16 protein-coding genes are annotated in these 20,481 nt (G+C 73.1%); 7 read left to right on the forward strand and 9 right to left on the reverse strand.

Features of this window, described 5'->3' with window-relative positions:
• Positions 1-16: 16 nt before the first annotated feature.
• From ACFV57_RS38330 to ACFV57_RS38355, 6 genes are all read right to left on the reverse strand, one after another.
• On the reverse strand, positions 17-997 hold the full coding sequence (locus ACFV57_RS38330) for a metallophosphoesterase family protein (protein ID WP_385242438.1): 981 nt from the start codon (positions 995-997) through the stop codon (positions 17-19).
• Positions 998-1,119: 122 nt separating this feature from the next.
• Positions 1,120-1,452, reverse strand: coding sequence for a DUF427 domain-containing protein (locus tag ACFV57_RS38335; RefSeq protein WP_385242440.1), 333 nt, complete (start codon positions 1,450-1,452; stop codon positions 1,120-1,122).
• A 128-nt stretch (positions 1,453-1,580) separates the two neighbouring features.
• Positions 1,581-2,039, reverse strand: a complete 459-nt coding sequence (locus ACFV57_RS38340; protein WP_385242443.1) for a thioesterase family protein — start codon at positions 2,037-2,039, stop codon at positions 1,581-1,583.
• Complete coding sequence (locus ACFV57_RS38345; protein WP_385242445.1) at positions 2,036-2,992, reverse strand: 3-hydroxyacyl-CoA dehydrogenase NAD-binding domain-containing protein; 957 nt, start codon at positions 2,990-2,992, stop codon at positions 2,036-2,038. Before ACFV57_RS38345 ends, ACFV57_RS38340 begins: the two co-directional genes overlap by 4 nt.
• 100 nt (positions 2,993-3,092) lie before the next feature.
• Positions 3,093-3,986 carry a 3-keto-5-aminohexanoate cleavage protein gene (locus tag ACFV57_RS38350; RefSeq protein ID WP_385242497.1) on the reverse strand — a complete coding sequence of 298 codons (894 nt, stop codon included), beginning with the start codon at positions 3,984-3,986 and terminating at the stop codon, positions 3,093-3,095.
• A 37-nt stretch (positions 3,987-4,023) separates the two neighbouring features.
• Positions 4,024-4,881, reverse strand: a complete 858-nt coding sequence (locus ACFV57_RS38355) for a TetR family transcriptional regulator C-terminal domain-containing protein (protein ID WP_385242447.1) — start codon at positions 4,879-4,881, stop codon at positions 4,024-4,026.
• 192 nt (positions 4,882-5,073) lie between these two features.
• Here ACFV57_RS38355 and ACFV57_RS38360 point away from each other — a divergent pair, with 192 nt between their 5' ends.
• The 4 genes from ACFV57_RS38360 to ACFV57_RS38375 all read left to right on the forward strand — a co-directional run bounded on the left by ACFV57_RS38360 (position 5,074) and on the right by ACFV57_RS38375 (position 11,237).
• Positions 5,074-7,137, forward strand: coding sequence for a SpoIIE family protein phosphatase (locus ACFV57_RS38360; protein WP_385242449.1), 2,064 nt, complete (start codon positions 5,074-5,076; stop codon positions 7,135-7,137).
• 143 nt (positions 7,138-7,280) lie between these two features.
• Positions 7,281-8,699 carry a glutamine synthetase family protein gene (locus ACFV57_RS38365; protein WP_385242452.1) on the forward strand — a complete coding sequence of 473 codons (1,419 nt, stop codon included), beginning with the start codon at positions 7,281-7,283 and terminating at the stop codon, positions 8,697-8,699.
• Entirely contained in the window at positions 8,699-9,871 is a 1,173-nt protein-coding gene (locus ACFV57_RS38370) for an amidohydrolase family protein (RefSeq protein ID WP_385242455.1), read from the forward strand. The genes ACFV57_RS38365 and ACFV57_RS38370 overlap by 1 nt, the downstream gene beginning before the upstream one ends.
• An 85-nt stretch (positions 9,872-9,956) precedes the next feature.
• On the forward strand, positions 9,957-11,237 hold the full coding sequence (locus ACFV57_RS38375) for an MFS transporter (protein WP_385242457.1): 1,281 nt from the start codon (positions 9,957-9,959) through the stop codon (positions 11,235-11,237).
• Positions 11,238-11,277: 40 nt separating this feature from the next.
• Here ACFV57_RS38375 and ACFV57_RS38380 read toward each other — a convergent pair whose 3' ends face one another.
• From ACFV57_RS38380 to ACFV57_RS38390, 3 genes are all read right to left on the reverse strand, one after another.
• Positions 11,278-13,659 (reverse strand): phosphoketolase, encoded by a 2,382-nt coding sequence (locus ACFV57_RS38380; RefSeq protein WP_385242460.1) that lies wholly within the window; start codon positions 13,657-13,659, stop codon positions 11,278-11,280.
• 143 nt (positions 13,660-13,802) lie between these two features.
• A complete protein-coding gene (locus ACFV57_RS38385) occupies positions 13,803-15,302 on the reverse strand; it encodes a M81 family metallopeptidase (RefSeq protein WP_385242463.1) in 1,500 nt (499 codons plus the stop codon).
• Between the two features lie 86 nt (positions 15,303-15,388).
• Positions 15,389-16,561, reverse strand: a complete 1,173-nt coding sequence (locus ACFV57_RS38390) for an ROK family protein (protein WP_385242466.1) — start codon at positions 16,559-16,561, stop codon at positions 15,389-15,391.
• Positions 16,562-16,784: 223 nt separating this feature from the next.
• On the opposite strand from ACFV57_RS38390, the gene ACFV57_RS38395 reads away from it, so the two are divergent.
• The 3 genes from ACFV57_RS38395 to ACFV57_RS38405 are packed head-to-tail and all read left to right on the forward strand — an operon-like array spanning position 16,785 to position 20,475.
• Complete coding sequence (locus tag ACFV57_RS38395) at positions 16,785-18,593, forward strand: peptide ABC transporter substrate-binding protein (protein ID WP_385242469.1); 1,809 nt, start codon at positions 16,785-16,787, stop codon at positions 18,591-18,593.
• Positions 18,590-19,540 carry an ABC transporter permease gene (locus ACFV57_RS38400; RefSeq protein WP_385242472.1) on the forward strand — a complete coding sequence of 317 codons (951 nt, stop codon included), beginning with the start codon at positions 18,590-18,592 and terminating at the stop codon, positions 19,538-19,540. Before ACFV57_RS38395 ends, ACFV57_RS38400 begins: the two co-directional genes overlap by 4 nt.
• Before the next feature lie 11 nt (positions 19,541-19,551).
• A complete protein-coding gene (locus tag ACFV57_RS38405; protein ID WP_385242500.1) occupies positions 19,552-20,475 on the forward strand; it encodes an ABC transporter permease in 924 nt (307 codons plus the stop codon).
• The last annotated feature ends 6 nt before the right edge of the window (positions 20,476-20,481 follow it).

Raw genomic sequence — 20,481 nt, forward strand, 5'->3', positions numbered from 1 at the left:
GTGGGTCCCGGGCCGGTCAGTGGCACCGGTAGGACGGGCTGCTGTCCTTCGTCTTGCCGTCGGTGCCGACCAGGTCCCAGGAGTAGCCGTCGTCGGTGAAGTTCAGCTTGATCACGCCGAAGGTCTTCGTCAGCCGCTTCTCGCTGTTCGGCTGGACCTCCTCGATCTTGTACGGGTTGGCGCCGCCCATCCCGGCGAGCAGTTCGACCAGCCCGTCCGGGTCGGCCTTGCCGTCCGGGTTCTGCGGCGCGAAGCGCTCGTAGTGGTGGTCGTGCCCGTTCAGGACCAGCTCCGCCTTGGCGTCGTACAGCAGCTTCCACACCGAGCGGCTGACCGGCTGGTTGCCGTGCTCGCCGGAGGAGAACAGCGGGTGGTGCCAGTAGGCGGCGACGCACTTCTTGGAGTTGTCGGCGAGGTCGTTCTTGAGCCACTTGGTCTGCGCGGAGTCCAGGCTGTTGGAGTCCAGCGCGATGAAGTGCCAGTTGCCGTGGTCGAAGCTGTAGTAGCTCTTGCCCTGGGGGTAGGCGACGGAGCCGAAGTAGGACTTGTAGCCGGACAGCTTGCCGGCCGGGTCGTACGTCTCGTGGTTGCCGGCGACCGGGTGGGTCTTCGCCTTGAAGGCGCCCCAGGACGTGTCGTAGTACTTCTGGAAGTCCTTCAGCCGGGCGTCGTCGTACTGGTTGTCGCCCATGGTGAGCACGAAGGCCGGGTCGATCTTCTTGACCTGGGCCGCGGTCTTCGGGTGGACGCAGCTGCTGCTGCTCGCGGTGCACTGCTCGGCGATGTCACCGGCGGCGACGGCCGTGAAGCCGCCGGCCCGCGCCGCGGTCCGCTCCGGCGCGGCGTCCGCCTGTCCGGCCGGCGACCACAGCAGCGCACCGCCGACGAGCGCGAGGACCGCGCCCGCCGCGGTGGGTATGCCGGTGCGGGGGTTGCGGAGGAAGGGTCTGGCCGGGGGCGTGGTGCGGGACTTCGCGGCGCGGGGGGTGGGCGTCATGTCCGTCTCCTCGGTCGGCGGAGGTGCCGTTCGGAGGAATCTTGACGACAGCGCATGTACGCGTCAATAAGTCCGGCGGAGAATAGTTAGGAAACTTTCCTACTCACTGCGGCGCCGTGCCGCTACACCAACTCCGCCGCGTAGAAGCACAGATGGTCCTTGATCTGCCCGACCGCGGACTTCGGCGCAGGGTACGCCCACGCGATGTCCTCCGGGCCACCGGAAAGCGACCAGTAGGAGGCATCTCCCTTGAACGGGCAGTGGGTGCGCGTCCCGGACGGGACGAGCAGATCGGTCCGTACGTCCTCCGGCGGCAGGTAGTAGCGCACCGGATAGCCGGTCTCGTGGAGCAGCAGCGGGCGGCGGCTGTCGGCGACGACCTGGCCGTCGTGGACGACGCGGACGTGGTCGGTGCCCTGTTCGACGGTGATGCGGTGACCTGGTACGGACGGCATGGTGTTTCCTCTCCGGACGGGGCGCGCGGGGCGCCGCGCCCTCAGGGTCGCACCGCGGAGCGGGCGCGCGGCCGAACCCGGCCGCGTGCCCGCTCCGCGATCCATGTGGCACACCGTGCAACGCGCCCTCAGACCGTCCGGATTCCCCGCCCCGCCCACTCCGGAGCCGGGCCGGCCGAGGCCGTCAGCCGCTCGTACGCCTCGTCGGGCAGCGGCGTGGCGCGGCCCTCGTCCTGGTGGACGTGCAGGGCGAAGATCTCCTCCGTGGCCACCGGGTCGCCGGACGCGTCGCCCACGTACATCTCGTGGACGAAGCGCACCTTCTTCGCGCTCGCGCCCAGCACCGTCGTCCGTACGACGAGTTCGGCGCCCCGCGGCACCTCCGCGAGATAGCGCACGTGCGCCTCGACGGTGTAGAGCGAGTGGCCGGTGCGGGCGCGGTAGTCCGCGTCGAGTCCGGCCGTGTCCATGAGGGCGTCGGTGGCGAAGCCGAAGACCAGGACGTAGTACGCCTCGGAGAGGTGGCCGTTGTAGTCGATCCAGTCGTCCTGGACCGTCCGCCGGAACAGCGGCAGGAGCGCCGTCACCGGGCGGTCCCGTCCAGCCGGCCGGTCGCCCGCAGCACGTCGATGACGCCCTGGTCGCGCTCGGCGACGAGCTGGGCGTACGTACGGCCGTCGGCGGCCCGGTCACAGCCGTCGACCACCGCGTCCCGCAGCGCCCGGTCCAGCTCCGGCGCCTCCAGCCGGGTCCAGGGGGACTTCAGCGACGGACCGAAGTGATCGAGCATGTGCGCCATCCCGCCCTCGCCGCCGGCCAGCGCGAACGTCAGCATCGGGCCCATGAACGCCCAGCGCAGCCCCGGCCCCTCGGTGATCGAGGCATCGATGTCCTCGACCGTGGCCTCGCCGTTGGCGACCATGTGCAGCGCCTCGCGCCACAGGGCCTCCTGGAGGCGGTTGGCGATGAAGCCGGGCAGCTCGCGGTCCATGGTGATCACGGACTTGCCCGCGGCGTCGTAGAACTCCGCGGCCCACTCGACCGACGCGCGCTCGGTCCGCTCCCCGCCCACGACCTCGACCAGCGGAATGAGATACGGCGGGTTGAACGGGTGTCCGACGACCAGGCGGCCGGGGGCGGCGGCCGTGGTCTGCATGTCGGTCATCGGGTAGCCGGAGGTGGACGAGGCGATGACCACGCCGGGCGGGGTGGCCGCGTCGAGCTGGGCGAGCAGGTCGCGTTTGAGCTCCAGCTGCTCGGGAGCGCTCTCCTGGACGAACTCGGCGTCGGCGACGGCCTCGGCGAGGGTCGGCGCCACCGTGAGGCGGTCGACGGACGCGCCGTCGGCCAGGCCGAGCTGCTCCAGCGCGGGCCAGGCGGCCGCGACCAGGCGGCGCAGCTTGTCCTCCGCGTCCGGCGCGGGGTCCCAGGCGGTGACGTCGTAGCCGCGGGCGAGGAAGTGGGCGACCCAGCCGCCGCCTATGACGCCGGCGCCGATGCACGCCACACGGCGTACGGAGGTGGGAGGGGTGGGGGACATGAGGGCTCCTGGGAGGTGGGGCGGGTGTACGGCAGGGGGCGGCCGGTCCGGCGCCGGACTCGTGGTCCGGCACCGGGCCGTACGCGGGGACGGGCCGGTCTCAGCCGCGCGGCTTGAGGCCGAGGCGCGCGCGGGCCTGGTCCGGGGTGGCGACGGTCGCGCCCAGCAGCTCCGTGATCTGCACGGCGCGCTCGACCAGCTGGCCGTTGGTCGCCTTGACGCCCTTGCTCAGGTAGAGGTTGTCCTCCAGGCCCACCCGTACGTTGCCGCCGAGCAGGATGGACTGCGCGACCCACGGCATCTGCATCCGGCCCAGCGCGAAGCTGGCCCACTGGGCGCCCTCGGGAAGCATCGCGACCATCGACTGGAGCACACTCGGGTCGGCCGGCGCGCCCCACGGGACGCCCATGCACAGCTGGAAGACGGTCGGGTCGTCGAGCAGCCCCTCGGCCAGCAGCTGCTTGGCGAACCACAGCTGCCCCGTGTCGAAGATCTCCAGCTCCGGCCGTACGCCCAGCTCCTGGATGCGCCGGGCGCCCGCGCGCAGCATGTCGGGCGTCGAGACGTAGAGGTTGGAGCCCTCGCCGAAGTTCAGCGAGCCGCAGTCCAGGGTGCAGATGTCGGGCAGCAGCTCCTCGACGTGCGGCAGCCGCTCCAGGCCGCCGACGAGGTCCGTGCCGGGCAGGTGCCGCAGCGGCTCGTCCGGGTCGATGACCAGGTCGCCGCCCATTCCGGCGGTCAGGTTGATGACGACGTCGGTGCCGGTCTCCTTGACGCGCTCGACGACCTCGGCATACAGGCGCGGGTCGCGGGACGGGGCACCGGTCTCGGGGTCGCGTACGTGGATGTGCACGACGGCGGCGCCGGCCGAGGCCGCCTCGACCGCGGACTTCGCTATCTGCTCGGGCGTCACGGGCACGTGCGGCGAACGGCTCACGGTGTCGCCGGCGCCGGTCAGCGCGCAGGTGATGATGACCTCGTTGTTCACGGGGATTCCTTCGGAGAGGGTGCGGGGGAGGGGGATTACCTGTTCACGGCGCCAGTTCGCTGTCCACGAAGGCGAGCAGCGCCGCGTGCATGCTGTCGGGGCCGGTGCTGTCGGGCGCGGTGGCGAGCACCTGGGTGGCCAGGCCGTCGATGAGCGCGGTCAGCCGCAGCGCCGTGAACTCCGGGTCCACGGACCGGAAGACGCCCTGCTCGACGCCCCGGCGCAGGACCTCGGCGACGGTGGTCCGCCACTGCCGGTAGTAGTGCTCGTGCAGCTGCCCGACGGCGGTGGAGCGGGCGGCCTGTGCCCACAGGTCGAGCCAGACCAGCCACTGGCGCCGCTGCTGGTCGGTGCGCGGCGTCTGGAGCGCGATGAGGTGCAGCAGTTCGGCGCGCGCGTCCGGTGCGTCGGCCAGGCCCGCCGCGCGCCGCGCGGTGTCCTCGTCCATGCACCAGCGCACGGCCGCCTCCAGCAGCTCGTCGCGGCCCGGGAAGTGGTAGTGCACGGCGGCCGTGCTGGTGCCGCAGGCGGCGGCGATGTCGGCGACCCGGACGCCGTGGAAGCCGTGTTCGGCGATCAGCCGGACGGTCTCCCGGACGATCTGCAACGGCCGGCCGCCCTCGGGCACCGCGACCGGCTCCCGGCCGCGCGTCGCCGCCGGGACACCGCCCCGGGAGCCGAGCAGCCACGCCACGTCCACGCCGCCGATGTCCGCGACGCGCACGATCTCGGCGAGCGTGAAACGCCGGGTGCCGCCCAGCGACCTGGACAGCTTCGAGGGGTCCATCACGATGCGCCGGGCGAACTCGCGGCGGCTGCATCCGAGGCTGTCGACCACCTGGCGGACGCGGTCGGCCACGTCGCCGTCGTCGGGTACCCGGGTGCCGGGGGCTTCGTCCATGGCCAGGGACCGTACCAATACGTTGAGAACATCGCAATGCCATCGATGGAGCGCGGACACGTCCAGGCCGTTCAGAGCGGTTCAGACAGGCATTGATGAGAACTGACTGATGCGAAAGTCAGGAAGATCGAACCGCCGGGTCCCGGACGCCGGGAACACCCGCTGTCCGGTCATATGTGGGAAAGTGGCGACATGGCTGACCGGGGTGCGAAGCCGCCGGCCGTGTCGGTGCCGGACGACTGGCCCGCCCACCCGGACCTGACCCTGGCGCTCAACGGCATGGGCGGCTTCGACTGGGACCTCGACAGCGGCCGTATGCACATGGACGGCTCCGCTCTGGAGGTCTTCGACCTGCTGCCGGAGGAGTACGACTCCGACCCGGCCGCCCTGGCCTGCCGTCTGCCGCAGGAGGAGGCGGCCCGCCTGGACACCCTCGTCGCCACGTCGCTGAAGGACGGCAGCGAATCCTACGGCGCCTACTTCCGCGTCCGGCTGCGGGACGGCACGGTGCGCTGGACCCACACCCAGGCCAGCATCCGCCGGGACGACAGCGGCCGGCCGCGCCGCATCATCGGCATCGTCCGGGACGCCGGCCAGGAGTACGTCCAGGCGGCGGAACGGGTGCGGGCGCACGAGCGCAAGCTGCGCAACACCGGCCTCGTGGAGCGGACCACGGCGGCGCTGGCGCACGCCAGGACCGTCCGCGACGTCATCGACGTGCTCGGCGACGACCAGGCCCTGATCCGGCTGGGCGCGCGGAACGTCATCGTCGGCCTGGTCGAGGCGGGCCGCATCCGGGTGGTCCACGAAGGGCAGGAGGGCAGCTTCGTACCGCAGCACGAGGTCCTGCGGATCGAGGACGAGTTCCCCATGAGCCAGGTGGTGCGCACCCTCACACCGTGCTTCATCCGCTCCCGCGCCGAGTTCGCCGAGCGCTATCCGACGCTCTGGCCGCACCTCGAACGGATGGACTTCGGCTCCGCCGCGTATCTGCCGCTCATCGCGCAGGCCCGCCCGATCGGCGTGGTGGGACTGTTCTACCGCTCGGAGAACCCGTTCGGCGCACAGGAGCGCAACCTGCTGGTCGCCCTCGGCTCCAGCGTCGCGCAGAGCCTGGCCCGCGCCATGCTCTACGACCAGGAGCACGACCTCGCCGAAGGCCTCCAGCAGGCCATGCTGCCGCGCCGCATCCCCGGCATCCCCGGCGCGCAGATCGCCGTCCGCTACCGCGCCGCCCGGATCGGCCGGGACATCGGCGGCGACTGGTACGACGTGATCCCGCTGCCCGAGGACCGGGTCGCCGCGGTCATCGGCGACGTCCAGGGGCACGACACGCACGCCGCGACCGTCATGGGCCAGCTGCGGATCGTGCTGCGCGCCTACGCCGCCGAGGGGCACCCGCCGTCCACCGTCATGGCCCGCGCCTCCGCCTTCCTCGGCGAACTGGACACCGACCGCTTCGCCACCTGCACGTACGCGGAAGCCGACCTGGCGACCGGGACGCTGCGGCTGGTGCGCGCCGGACACGTCGACCCGCTGCTGCGGCACGCCGAGGGCCGGTGCGGCCGGCTGGAGGTGACCGGTGGCCTCCCGCTGGGCATCGCCACCGGCTTCCGGGACCTGGACTACCCCGTGACCACCGTGCACATGGGCGTCGGCGAGACCCTGGTGCTGTACACCGACGGGCTGGTCGAACAGCCGGGCGTCGACATCGACGACGGCGTACGGCACCTGGCCAGGGTGGTGCGCGACGGCCCGCAGGACGTCCAGCAACTGGCCGACCGGCTCTGCGACCTGGCGGCCGAGCAGACCGGCGAGGACGACATGGCGATGCTGATCCTGCGGCGCGGCGGCGAGCCCGCCGCGCCGGCCGCCGGGCGGCTCCAGCAGCACGTCGCGCCCGACGACCCCCGTGGGCTGTCCGCCGCCCGCCACATGATCCGCTCCGCGGTACGGGCCTGGGGCGCCGCGGGCCGCGCCGACGAGGTCGAACTCGCCGCCGACGAGCTGATCACCAACGCGCTGCTGCACACCGACGGCGCGGCGCTGGTGACGGTCCGGATGCCGCACGGCACCGAACGGCGGCTGCGGCTGGAGGTGACCGACCGTTCCAGCGCGCTGCCGCGGCGCCGCGATCCCGACGAGTCCGCCCTGTCGGGGCGCGGGCTGCTCCTGGTGGACCGGCTGGCGGATGTGTGGGGTGTGGAACCGCGCGGCACCGGAAAGTGCGTATGGTGCGAGTTCGACTGTCCGTGACGGCCGGTCCGCTCTCCGCGGGCGGGACGGCCGCCCACGGGGCAACCGCCCCTTTTCGGGGGCGCCGTGGCACGGACGGCGGGCAGGGACACAAGCTCGATCGGCCGCGCGTGCGCGGCATGGCGGAACAGGGGACACGCGCTATGGAACCGGGGCCTGCGCAGCAGTGGGGCGACGCCCGCCGGACAGCGGCACGGCTGGACGCGGAACACGTCCGGGCCATCGCCCTGACCTGGGTCGACAACGCGGGCATCGCCCGTACCAAAACCGTGCCGACGGCCCGGCTGGCGCCCGCCGTCCAGCGCGGCGTCGGCATGTCACCGGTCTTCGACGTCTTCACCTCCGACGACGCCATCACCGCATCCGCGCACCTCGGCGGGCCCGACGGCGACCTGCGGCTCTTCCCGGACCTGGAGCGGGTCACCGTGCTCGCCGCGCAGCCCGGCTGGGCCTGGGCGCCGGTGGACCGCTACGACCAGCTCGGCACGCCGCACCCCGGCTGCCAGCGGCAGTTCGCCCGCCGCATGGTGGACCGCGCCGCCGACGCCGGGCTCGTCCTGCGGATGGGCTTCGAGACGGAATGGGTGGTCACCCGTGCGCCGGGAGGCGGCGGGCCGGAGGGCGGACACCCCGACGGCGCCGCGGGCGTCGGCGAACCCCTGGAATATCCCTGTATCGGCCCCGCCTACGGCATGACCCGGGTCGTCGAACTCTCCGACTACCTCCGCGATGTCGCCGAAGCCCTCGCCCTCCAGGGCGTCGACGTGCTCCAGCTCCACCCCGAGTACGCGCAGGGCCAGTTCGAGGTCTCCACCGCGTCGGCCGACCCGCTGCGCGCCGCCGACGACCTGGTCCTCGTCCGCGAGACCGTACGGGCCGTCTCGCTGCGCCACGGCCTGCGGGCCAGCTTCGCGCCCACCGTCGTCGCCGGGCAGGTCGGCAACGGCTGCCACCTCCACCTCAGCCTGCACCGCGGCGAACGCAGCCTGCACCGCGACCCGGACGCCGAATGGGGCCTGGACCCCGATGCCCTGCGGTTCCTCGGCGGCGTCCTGGACGCCCTGCCCGCCCTGCTCGCCGTCGGCTGCCCGTCGCCCGCGAGCTACCTGCGGCTCGGCCCCTCCGTATGGGCCGGCGCCTACCAGTGCTGGGGCGTGGAGAACCGGGAGGCCGCGCTGCGCCTGGTCACCGGCGCCCCCGGCGACCCGGACGGCGGCCACGCCGAGATCAAGCCCTTCGACGCCGCCGCCAACCCCTACCTGGCGGTCGGCGCGGTGATCGCCGCCGGGCTGCACGGCCTGTCCACCGGCACCGCGCTGCCGCCGCCGGTCACCGGCGACCCCGGCGTCCTGGGCGTACGCGAACGCGCCCGGCGCGGCATCGTCCGCCTGCCCACCTCGCTGACCGAGTCCACCGACCGGCTGGCGGAGTCGGCGACGCTGCGGGAGGCCATGGGCGAGGTGCTGCACGGCGCCGTGATCGCGGTACGCCGGGCCGAGGCGACGCACTTCGCCGACAGCGAGCCCGACGAGATCGCCGCCGCGACCCGCTGGAGGTACTGATGAGCGCGACCGCACCCGGCGGCGAACCGGCGCTGGACCTGCCGCCGCTGGTCGACCAGCACTGCCACGGCGTGCTGCGCGGCGACCTGTCGGCGGCCGAGTTCGAGGCGTACCTGACCGAGTCGGACCGGCCCGCCGCCGCGGGCACGACCTTCTTCGACACCCAGACGGGTTTCGCCGTGCGCCGCTGGTGCCCGCCGCTGCTCGGCCTCGCGCCGCACTGCCCGCCCGGCGAGTACCTCACCCGGCGGCGCGCGCTGGGCGCGGCCGAGGTACGCCGCCTGCTGCTGGGCGGCACCGGCATCGGTACGTACCTGGTGGACACCGGACTGCCCGGCGACCTCACCGGCGCGCACGAGACGGCCGAGGCGGGCGGCGCCACCGGGCACGAGATCGTCCGCCTGGAGACGCTGGCCGAACGGGTCGCCGCAGGCGTGCGGGCGGGGGAGGCGGGCACGGCCGCCGGGTCCGGGGCGGCGGCCGAGGTGTTCGCCGCCCAGCTTGCCGGCGCCGTACGGGACGCGGCCCGCGACGCCGTGGGCTTCAAGTCCGTCGCCGCCTACCGCCACGGCCTGGCCCTGGCCCCCGAGCCGCCCACCACCGCCGACGTGCTGACCGCCGCCCGCGACTGGCTCGCCACCGGCACCCGCCGCCTCACCGACCCGGTCCTGCTGCGCCACCTGCTGTGGCTCGCCACCGCCACCGGCCGCCCCCTGCAACTCCACACCGGCTTCGGCGACCCCGACCTGCGCCTGCACCAGGCCGACCCGGCCCTGCTCACCGACTTCGCCCACGCCACCGCGGGCACCGGCACCGACCTGGTCCTGCTGCACTGCTACCCGTACCACCGCCAGGCCGCCTACCTGGCGCACGCCTTCCCGCACGTGTACGCCGACGTCGGCCTGACCCTGACGCACACCGGGCCGCGCGCGGCGGCGGTGCTGGCCGGCTTTCTGGAACTGGCCCCCTTCGGCAAACTCCTCTTCTCCACCGACGCCTACGGCCTGCCGGAGCTGTACACGGTGGGCAGCGCCGCCTTCCGCGCGGCGCTGGAGGAGGTGCTCACCGGCTGGGTCCGTTCCGGCGCCTGGTCGGCGGCGGACGCCACCCGCGTCGCGGCGCTGATCGCCGCGGGCAACGCCCGTCGCGTATACGGGCTTTCGGGCGGCTGACCGGGCCCCGCCGGGGCCCGGAAATGTCGTCATGATCACGCCGTTCCGGTAGGTGGCACCACCACGGATCGTGTTTTACTGGCCCGTGCCTCCTGCCATATCCGCCCCCAAGTCCCGCGCCCCGCTGCGCACCCGCGTCTTCGCCGACATCACCCCGCTGCGCACCTCCGCGCACTACCGGCGCCTGTGGTTCGGCAACACCGTCTCCTGGGTCGGCCAGCAGATGACCGCCCTCGCGGTCTCCCTCCAGGTGTACGCCCTCACCGGCTCCACCTTCGCCGTCGGCATGGTCGGCCTGTGTTCCCTGGTCCCGCTGGTCGTCTTCGGGCTGTACGGCGGCGTCATCGCCGACACCGTCGACCGCCGCAAACTCGGCCTGTTCAGCGCGGTGGGCGCCACCGTGCTGTCCGTGGCGCTGGCCGCCGCCGCGCTCCTGGACGTACGCCAGGTCTGGGTGCTCTACACGGTCGTCGCCCTCCAGGCGGTCTGCTTCGCGATGAACGCGCCCGCCCGCTCGTCGATGATCCCGCGCCTGCTGCCGCCCGAGCAGCTGCCCGCCGCCAACGCCCTCAGCTCGCTCACCAGCAACCTCGGGCTGATGGGCGGCCCGATGCTCGGCGGCGTCTTCGTCGGCCTGTGGGGCTACCAGGCCGCGTACCTGATCGACGTGGTCTGCTTCACGGCCGCCCTCTACGCCATGTGGCGACTGCCCGCCATGCGCCCCGACCACGGCGACGGGGAAGCGGCGCCGCGCCGCCCCTCGGTCCTGGAGGGACTGCGCTTCCTGGCCACCCGGCCCAACCTGCGCATGACCTTCTTCGCCGACCTGGCGGCCATGGTGCTCGCCCAGCCCCGCGCGCTGTTCCCCGCCGTCGCCGTGCTCTGGTTCGGCGGTGACGCGAAGACGGTGGGGCTGCTCGTCGCGGCGCCCGCGATCGGCGCCGTCCTCGGCGCGCTGTTCTCCGGCTGGCTGGGCGCCGTCCGCCGGCACGGCCTGGCCATCCTGATCTCGGTCGCCGCCTGGGGAGCGGCCGTCGCCTGCTTCGGCCTCACCCGCCACCTGTGGCTCGGCCTGTTCTTCCTCGCCGTCGCCGGCTGCGCCGACACCGTCTCGATGGTCTTCCGCGGCACCATGCTCCAGGCCGCCGCGCCGGACCGGATGCGCGGCCGCCTCCAGGGCGTGTTCATCGTCGTGGTCGCGGGCGGCCCCCGGCTCGGCGACTTCCTCGCCGGTTCGGCGGCCGACCTCGCCTCGCCGGCCGCGGCGGTCGTCGGCGGGGGACTCGCCTGCGTCGTGACGGTGCTGCTCCTGGCCCTGTGGCGGCGCGACTTCGCCCGCTACGACGCCCGCGACCCGCAGCCCTGACGGCGCCTTGCGGGGCCGGACGGCGGCCGGCCCCGTCCCGTCACCGCCCGCCGTCCGGCCAGCTCCACTCCACGACCTCCGGCAGGTCCGTGCCGTGCTCGCGAATCCAGCGGTGGTGGCGCTGCCGTACGTCCGCCATCGCCTGCCGCACCCCGGCGGCCCGTACGGCCAGGCCCGGCACCCGGTCCACGACGTCCATCACCAGCCGGTAGCGGTCCAGGTCGTTGGTGACGACCATGTCGAACGGCGTGGTCGTGGTGCCCATCTCCTTGTAGCCGCGCACGTGCAGGTTGGGGTGGACGGCCCGGCGGTAGGTGAGCCGGTGCACCAGCCACGGGTAGCCGTGGTACGCGAAGACCACCGGGACGTCGTGCGGGAGCAGCGCCTCGAACTCCCGCTCCGTCATCCCGTGCGGATGCTCCTCGTTCGGCTGCAGCCGGGTCATGTCGACGACGTTGACGACCCGTACGGACAGCTCCGGCAGGCGGGCGCGCAGCAGCGAGGCGGCGGCCAGCGTCTCCTGCGTCGGCACGTCCCCGGCGCAGGCGAGCACCACGTCGGGGCGGGTGCCGGGCCGCTCGGTGCCCGCCCACTCCCAGATCCCGGCGCCACGCGCGCAGTGCGCCCGCGCCTGCCCGATGTCCAGCCAGTCGAAGCACGGCTGCTTGCCGGCGACCACCACGTTGACCACGTCACGGGTGCGCAGCACGTGGTCGGCCACGCACAGCAGGCTGTTGGCGTCCGGCGGCAGGTAGACCCGTACCGTGTGCGGGTCCTTGTTCAGGACGTGGTCGACGAAGCCGGGGTCCTGGTGCGAGAAGCCGTTGTGGTCCTGGCGCCAGACGTGCGAGGTCAGCAGGTAGTTCAGGCCCGCCACCGGGGCCCGCCAGGGGATGTCGCGGGCCGTCTGGAGCCATTTGACGTGCTGGGAGGCCATGCTCGACACGATGTGCGCGAACGCCTCGTACGAGGAGAACAGGCCGTGCCGGCCGGAGAGCACGTACCCCTCCAGCCAGCCCTGGCACAGGTGCTCCGAGAGCACCTCCATCACACGTCCGTGCCGGCCCAGGTGCTCGTCGGTGGGCTCGGTCGCGGCCTGCCAGGCCTTGTCGGTGACGTCGTACACGTCCTGGAGGCGGTTGGAGGCCGTCTCGTCCGGGCCGAACAGCCGGAAGTCGCGGCGGTCGGCGGTGCGCTCCATCAGGTCGCGCAGCAGGCCGCCGAGGACGCGGGTCGGCTCGTGCAGCTGTGTGCCGGGCTTGTCGACGGGCACGGCGTAGCGCTCGGGTTCGGGCAGCGGCAGCGTGCGCACCAGCCGGCCGCCGTTGGCGTGCGGGGAGGCGCCCAGCCGTCGGTCGCCGCGCGGCACGCAGGCCAGCACCCGATCCACCGGCCGGCCCTCGCCGTCGAACAGCTCGCCCGGTGCGTACGACCGCAGCCAGCGCTCCAGCTGGCGCAGATGGTCCGGATTGTCCCGGACGCCGGCCAGCGGGACCTGGTGGGCGCGCCAGGTGCCCTCGACGGGGTTGCCGTCCACCTCGCCCGGGCCGGTCCAGCCCTTGGGAGTGCGCAGCACGATCGCGGGCCAGCGGGGCCGGGGCCGGTCGCCGCCGCCGCTGCGGGCCGCGCGCTGGGCCTCGTGGATGCGGTGCAGGGCGGTGTCCATGGCGGCGGCCATGTCGCGGTGCACCTGCGCGGGGTCGGAGCCGGTGACGTACAGCGGCTCGTGTCCGTAGCCGCGCAGCAGCGCGTCCAGTTCGTCCTGGTCCAGCCGGGCGAGCACGGTGGGGTTGGCGATCTTGTAGCCGTTCAGGTGCAGGATCGGCAGTACGGCGCCGTCGTGCGCCGGGTCCAGGAACTTGTTCGCGTGCCAGGAGGCGGCCAGCGGCCCGGTCTCCGCCTCGCCGTCGCCGATCACGCACGCCACCAGCAGATCCGGGTTGTCCAGCGCGGCGCCGTACGCGTGCGAGAGGGAGTAGCCCAGCTCACCGCCCTCGTGGAACGAGCCCGGCACGTCGGGCGCCGCGTGGCTGGGCACTCCGCCGGGGAACGAGAACTGCTTGAAGAGCCGCCCCATCCCGGCGACGTCCCGCCCGACGTCCGGATTCAGTTCCCCGTACGTGCCCTCCAGCCACGCCCCGGCGAAGACCGCGGGCCCGCCGTGCCCCGGGCCCCACACGCACACCGCGTCCTGCCCGTGGGTGCTGACGACCCGGTTGAGGTGGGTGTAGACGAGGTTCAGGCCGGGGCAGGTGCCCCAGTGGCCGAGCAGCCGCGGCTTGATGTGCTCGGGCCGCAGCTCCTCGGTGAGCAGCGGGTTGCCGGTCAGGTAGATCTGGCCCGCGGCGAGGTAGTTCAGCGCCCGCCAGTGGGCGTCGAGATCGAGCAGATCGCTCTCGGTGAGCGGGTTCGGCGACTCCATCGGGGCCCTCCGTCGGGAAAGGTGATCAGGGAGCGCCTCTCCACCGTACGGGCCGCCTTGCAGCGGTGCCGCGCATATCGGCCGTACCGGTCAGTCGCCGACGTACCGCCCCACCGGGCCTCCGTGCTGCCGCCGGGCCCCGCTCAGAGCAGGACCGGAGTCAGGTCCGGGTCCTCGAAGCCCGCGTCGTCGAACGGGTAGAGCGGGCGGGTGACCCGGTGGTGGCCCAGCCGCAGCAGGTCCTGGTCCACGCCGCCGGGGGTGAGGGCGAGCAGCCAGTCCGCCGCCATCTCGTGCAGCTCCGGCTCCAGGTAGCCGATCTTCACGACGACGATGTCGTACGCGGCCGGGTCGAGCGTGCCGAAGTCGGCCCGGGTGTGGAAGGGCTTGCGCCGCTCGGTGAGGACGGCCGTCACACCGCCGCGGGTGACGGCCGCGGTACGGCCGCCCCCGTCGTACGCGGGATTGCCGCGCGGGGCGCCGGCGGCGGGCGCGGCCGGGTCTTCGAGGGCGGTCACCGTGCCGGTCAGCTCGTACGGCTCGGCGTGCGGGCCGGTACCGGCGCTGATGTGGCCGCCGACCTTCAGTGTCACCGGCGCGCCCACCCCGGCCTCGAAGCACGCGGCCACGGCCGCCGGGTCCGTGATGCCGGGGTGCAGCGCGGTGACCCGCCCGCTCGCCAGTTCCTCGTTCGCCAGCAGGCGCCGCAGCATGTACGCGAGGTCTCCCGCGCCGCCCGCGGTGGGGTTGTCGCCGGAGTCGCTGATCAGGAACGGGCGGGCGGTGGACGCCGCGGCGCGGGCGATGCAGTCGTCGGCGTCGCCGGTGGGGCCGACGAAGACGAAGTCGCGGCGCACTTGCCAGTACTCCTGGGCGAGCGAGCGGGCCTGCTCCACCGCCAGGTCCGGATCGTCGCCGGTCACCACCACCGCGGCCCGGCAGCGCGCCTCGTCGGCCCAGGCATAGCCCACCCAGATCGCCGCGTCGACGATGCCGTCCAGCGCCTCGACCGAAGCGAGCCTCCCGTAGAGGGACCTGGCCGGTTCCAGCCGGGTGCTGGTCTTCTCGCCGGGCAGCAGGACCGGCACCTGCACCCAGGCGCGGTGCGGGCGGCCCGTGCCGGACGCCAGCCGCCCGACCAGCTTGCGCGCGGCCCGCTCGCGCGTGTCCCAGGCGTCCTCGTGCGGGGCCAGGCGGTGCGCGGTGAGCAGGTCGAGGGGGTCGGCGAAGCGGCGCGAGACGTTGCCGTGCAGGTCCATGGCGGCGGAGATCAGGGCTTCGGGGCCGAGCGCGTCCCGTACGGCGCCGGTGAGGTCGGCCTCGGCGTCGTCCAGGCCGACGACGCTCATGGCGCCGTGGATGTCGTACACCAGGCCGTCCAGCGGACCGGCCTCCCGTATGCGCGTGACCAGTTCGGACTTGATCCGGTCGTACGTCTCCCGCTCGACCGGCCCGCCCGGCAGGGCCACCGCGTGCACCAGCGGCACCCACTCCACGTCGCCCGCGAGGTCGCTGTCCGGCCCCGTCCACGTGTAGCGGTCCAGCAGCGCGGCGCCGCGGGTGACGCGGAAGTCGTCGTACGTCGAGCGGTGCGGGCAGAACTGGCTGGACTCGATGGCCATGCCGCCGATCGCGATGCGCATGTCGGTCGTACACCTTCCGTTGGGCAGTCGTGGGGGCGTGCGGAGTTGTGGGGTGGCCCGTGGCGGTCCGGGCGGGGCGCGGGCGCTTACGCACGGGAGGCGGGCAGGGCCGGCAGTCCGCCGTCGGCGGCCAGTTCGCGGAGCGCGGCATGGCCGGCGCCGAGCAGGCCCGCGTCCGGGCCGCAACTCGCGGCGACGATCGACAGCGCGCTGGTGGCCATCGGCAGACAGCGCTCGTACAGCACGCCGCGGACCGCCGCGACCAGCGGCTCCGCCGCGGAGAGCGCCCCGCCGAGCACCACCGCCTCCGGGTTGAAGAAGTTCACCACGACGCCCAGCACCGCGCCGATGTGCCGTCCGGCCTGCCGTACCAGCGTCGTGGCGTGCGGCTCGCCGTCCTCGACGAGGCGCAGGATGTCGGTGGCGGAGTCCACCTCGATGCCCTGGCCGCGCAGCGCGGCGGCGATCGCGGCGCCGCTGGCCACGGTCTCCAGACAGCCGATGTTGCCACAGGAGCAGGGGCGTTCGGCGGCGGCGTCCACCCGTACGTGGCTGATGTCCCCGGCGCTGCCGCGGGCGCCCCGGTACAGCCGGCCGTGGCTGATCACGCCGGAGCCGATGCCGCGGCCCGCCTTGACCACGACGAGGTGCCGCAGGTCCGCGTGGGCGGCCCGGTGCTCGCCCAGGGCCAGGACGTTGGCGTCGTTGTCGACCAGGACGGGCAGGTCGAGCCGTTCGGCGAGGCGGTCGCGCAGCTCGTACAGATGCCAGCCCGGCATCCGGGACGGGGCGATGACCCGGCCGGACGCCGGGTCGACGGGCCCGGGGAAGCCGATGCCCACCCCGCACACGGTGCGCCCGGCGGCGCGCTGGCGGTCGGCCAGCGCGGCCAGCCGTTCGGCGAGCAGGCCGACGGCCGGTTCCGGGCCGGTCGTCAGGTCGAGGGCGCACTCCTCGACGTCGAAGCCGGTGCCGGTCAGGCCCACCGCGCCGGTACGGATGTGGTGGCTGCCCAGGTCGGCGGCGAGCGCCACGGTGCCGCCGTCCGGGACGCGCAGCAGCCGCGGGCGGCGCCCGCCGCGCGAGGCGCCCTCGCCGGACTCGGTCAGCAGTCCGGCGTCGACCAGTTCCTGGACGCGTGCGGAGACGGTGGAGGCGGCGAGCCCCAGCTCCCGTACGAGGTCGGCGCGGGAGCGGGCGGTGCCGGCCGCGACGAGTTCGAGGACATGCGCGGCGGAGCCGGGCTCGGCGGTGGTCATGTCGGGGCCTCGGCGGTGGTCATGTCGATGCCTTCCGGCTGTGAACGGCAGGGGACACATCGTGCGGCACCCCGTTCTTTCTTCGCTTACCGAAGAAAGGGCGGGAATGAAGTGGCCCTCAGTACACATCAATTGCCGAAGTTCCGCCAGACCCTTGACTTCTTTTCGCGGCCGTCCGTACTTTTCTCGCACTCTTCGACCGGCCGACCCTTCCGGAGGCAGCATGGGCCCGCGCAGTTCCCGCCGACGCGGGCCCGTCCGCAGCTTCTTCTGCGCGGTGACCGCGCTGCTGCTGGCCCTGGCCGCGCTCACCGGCTGCGGCCCGGCGGACGGCGCCGTCACCGGCGTCGGCACCACCGGCGGCACCCGCGTCGAAGGCGGTACGGCCACCATGGCGCTGCCGCCCGCCGCCACCCCCAACTGGATCTTCCCGATCGGCGCGGCCGGCTACCTGGCCTCGTACAACAGCGCCGTGCAGAACCTGCTCTACCCGCCGCTGTTCACGCCCGAGAAGAAGGGCGCGGGCCTGACCATGGACAGCCCGCGCAACCTCGCCGAGCAGCCCCGCTACAGCGACGGCAACACCACCGTCACCATCACGCTCAAAAAGGGCTACCGCTGGTCCGACGGCAAGCCCGTCACCAGCCGCGACGTGAAGTTCTGGTACGACCTGATCAAGAACGACAAGGAGGAGTGGGCGGGCTACTCGCCGGGCCTGCTGCCCGACAACGTCAAGAAGTTCGAGACGCTGGACGACCACACCTTCCGGCTGCGCCTGGACCGCGCGTACAACCCCGCCTGGTTCACCGGAAACCAGCTCTACAACTTCACCCCGCTGCCCGAACACGCCTGGAACCCGGACGGCGAGAGCCCGAAGAAGGTCTTCGCGCGGCTGCTGCAACACGCCAAGCAGCTCTCGAAGTTCGCCACCGACCCGCTCTGGAAGACCGTCAGCGGCCCCTGGCGCATCGAGAAGTGGACCACCTCCGGACAGGTGTCGCTGGTCCCCAACAAGCAGTACGGCGGGCCCGACAAGCCGCACCTGGACCGCGTCGTCCTCAAGCCCTTCACCACCGCCGACTCCGAGTTCAACGTGCTGCGCGCCGGCGGCGTGGACTACGGCTACATCCCGCCGTCGGTCATGGCCCAGTCCGCCCGCTTCAAGAAGATGGGCTACCGCATCGATCCGTGGGAGGGCTGGGCGATCACCTACATCGTCCTGAACTTCAACCACCCCACCGCCGGGCCGCTGCTCCGCCAGACCTACCTGCGCCAAGCCCTCCAGCACCTCATCGACCAGCAGACGATCTCCGACGTGGTCTGGCACGGCAGCGCGGAGCCCACCCGCGGCCCGATCCCCGCCGGACAGCTCGACCGCGTGCCCTTCCCGTACGACCCGAAGAAGGCGGAAGCGCTGCTCACCGCGCACGGCTGGCAGCGCACCGACGGCCGGCTGCGCTGCGCGCGGCCCGGCACCGGCCCCGGGCAGTGCGGCAAGGACATCCCCGCCGGGCAGCCCCTGCGCCTGGAACTGCTGTCCCAGTCCGGCTCCACCGAGACCTCCAACACCATGCAGGAGATCAAGTCCGCCATGGACAAGGCCGGCATCACGCTGGACATCCGGCAGCAGCCGCTGAACACCGTCCTCGGCACCACCGTCCCCTGCAAGAAGACCGAAGCCGTGTGCTCCGCCTGGCAGCTGGGCTTCTTCGGCACCCAGGGCAGCTGGTACTTCCCGACCGTGGCCAGCGGCGAGTCGCTCTTCGCCACCGGGGCGCCCTCCAACATGGGCAACTGGTCCGACCCGAAGGCCGACCAGCTGATCAAGGAGACCGAGTACTCCGACGCGCCGACCGCGCTGCGCGACTACGCCCGCTACACCGCCGGCCAGGTGCCCGTCCTGTGGACGCCCAACCCGGCCTACCAGGTCTCCGTCATCCGCAACGACCTGCGCGGCATCGACCAGAACCCCACCCTCAGCCTCGCGCCCCAGGACTGGTACTTCGTGAAGAAGGGCGGTGCGGGCCGGTGATCCGCTTCCTCGTCAAACGCGTCGCGCAGGCCGTCGTCGTCCTGCTGCTCGTCTCCGTCATCGTCTTCGTGCTGCTGCACCTGCTGCCCGGCGGACCGGCCCGCGCCATCCTCGGCGTCAAGGCCACCCCGGAAGCCATCGCCCACTTCGACCACGAGCAGGGCTACGACCGTTCCCTGCCGCAGCAGTACCTGATGTACCTCGGACGGCTGCTCACCGGCGACCTCGGCGAGTCCTACAAGCTCAACCAGACCGTCAGCTCCCTGCTCGGCGAACGCCTCCCCAAGACCGCGCTGCTGGCCGGCCTGTCGATCGCGCTCGCCGCCGTACTGGCCGTCCCGCTCGGCATCCTCCAGGCCGTACGCCGCGGCAAGGCCGCCGACTACCTGCTCACCGGCGCCGCCTTCCTCGCCTACGCCACCCCGGTCTTCTTCCTCGGCCTGGTCCTCGTCCTCGTCTTCAGCCAGCAGCTCCAGGTCTTCCCGGCCGAGGCACCGCAGGCCGACACCGTCGGCGGGCTGCTCGCCGACGCCCCCGCCCTGGTCCTGCCCGTCGTGACCACCGCGCTCGGCATCATCGCCGCGTTCAGCCGCTACATGCGCTCCGCCGTACTGGACAACCTCAACGAGGACTACGTACGCACCGCCCGCGCCAAGGGGCAGTCCGGCGCCCGCATCATGGCCCGGCACGTGCTGCGCAACGCGCTGATCCCGCTCGCCACCCTCCTCGGGCTCTACCTACCCACCCTCTTCAGCGGCACCCTCGTCGTCGAGTCGATGTTCAACTACCCGGGCATGGGGCTGCTGTTCTGGAACGCCGCCCAGGGCTCGGACTTCCCCGTCCTGCTCGGCGTCACCCTGGTCGTCGGCGTGGCCACCGTGCTCGGCTCACTGATCACCGACATCGCCTACGCCGTACTCGACCCCCGTATCAGGAGCGTCTCGTGACCGCACCCTCCATGGACGCGCCGACAGGCGGCGGGAGCGCCGCGGACCCCCTGGCAGCCGCGGACCCCACCCCGCCCGGGGCGGCCCCCGGCCCGGCCCGCCGCGTCCTCGCCGTCTTCGCCCGCAACAGACTCGCCGTCACCGGCATGGCAGTGCTGCTCGGCCTGCTGGCCCTGTGCTACCTCGGCCCGCTGCTGCACCCCACCGACCAGGTGCACACCGACCTGTCCCAGGCGAGCCTGCCGCCCGGCAGCCCCGGCCACCTCCTCGGCACCACCGACCTCGGCTACGACATGCTCGGCAGGCTCATGTACGGCGGGCAGACCTCCCTCGAAGTCGGCCTCGCCGCCGGGCTGCTGGCCACCCTCTTCGGCACCGTGTACGGCGCGGTCGCGGGCTACTTCGGCGGCTGGGTGGACGCGGCGATGATGCGCGTCACCGACGCGGCGCTCGCCATTCCCGCCCTGTTCCTGCTGGTCGTGGTCGCCGCGATCGTCACGCCCAGCAAACCCGTCCTCATCCTGATCATCGCCTCGGTCGCCTGGCTCTCCCCGGCCCGCCTCATCCGCGGCGAGGCGCTCGCCCTGCGCAGCCGCGACTACGTGCACGCGATGCGCCTGATGGGCGGCGGCGGAGGCCGGGCCGTCTTCCGGCACATCCTGCCCGGCGCCGTCGGCACCGTCATCGTCAACGCCACCTTCCAGATCGCCGACGCCATCCTCTACGTCGCCTACCTCTCCTTCCTGGGGCTGTCCATCCCGCCGCCGGCCGCCGACTGGGGCTCCATGCTCTCCGCCGGCATCACCTACACCCAGGTCGGCCACTGGTGGCTGATCTTCCCGCCGGGCCTCGCCATCGTCCTCGTCGTCGCCGCTTTCAACTTCGTCGGGGACGGCCTGCGGGACGCCTTCGACGTGCGCCTCCAGAAGAGCTGAGGAAGG

This window comes from Streptomyces sp. NPDC059788 (assembly GCF_042732265.1).
Taxonomy (GTDB): Bacteria; Actinomycetota; Actinomycetes; order Streptomycetales; family Streptomycetaceae; genus Streptomyces.

Coding starts and splice junctions, on each gene's coding strand:
- ACFV57_RS38330 (WP_385242438.1), bottom strand. CDS start 997: ATGACGCCCACCCCCCGCGCCGCGAAGTCCCGCACCACGCCCCCGGCC.
- ACFV57_RS38335 (WP_385242440.1), bottom strand. CDS start 1,452: ATGCCGTCCGTACCAGGTCACCGCATCACCGTCGAACAGGGCACCGAC.
- ACFV57_RS38345 (WP_385242445.1), bottom strand. CDS start 2,992: ATGTCCCCCACCCCTCCCACCTCCGTACGCCGTGTGGCGTGCATCGGC.
- ACFV57_RS38355 (WP_385242447.1), bottom strand. CDS start 4,881: ATGGACGAAGCCCCCGGCACCCGGGTACCCGACGACGGCGACGTGGCC.
- ACFV57_RS38360 (WP_385242449.1), top strand. CDS start 5,074: ATGGCTGACCGGGGTGCGAAGCCGCCGGCCGTGTCGGTGCCGGACGAC.
- ACFV57_RS38365 (WP_385242452.1), top strand. CDS start 7,281: ATGGAACCGGGGCCTGCGCAGCAGTGGGGCGACGCCCGCCGGACAGCG.
- ACFV57_RS38370 (WP_385242455.1), top strand. CDS start 8,699: ATGAGCGCGACCGCACCCGGCGGCGAACCGGCGCTGGACCTGCCGCCG.
- ACFV57_RS38380 (WP_385242460.1), bottom strand. CDS start 13,659: ATGGAGTCGCCGAACCCGCTCACCGAGAGCGATCTGCTCGATCTCGAC.
- ACFV57_RS38385 (WP_385242463.1), bottom strand. CDS start 15,302: ATGCGCATCGCGATCGGCGGCATGGCCATCGAGTCCAGCCAGTTCTGC.
- ACFV57_RS38390 (WP_385242466.1), bottom strand. CDS start 16,561: ATGACCACCGCCGAGCCCGGCTCCGCCGCGCATGTCCTCGAACTCGTC.
- ACFV57_RS38395 (WP_385242469.1), top strand. CDS start 16,785: ATGGGCCCGCGCAGTTCCCGCCGACGCGGGCCCGTCCGCAGCTTCTTC.
- ACFV57_RS38405 (WP_385242500.1), top strand. CDS start 19,552: ATGGACGCGCCGACAGGCGGCGGGAGCGCCGCGGACCCCCTGGCAGCC.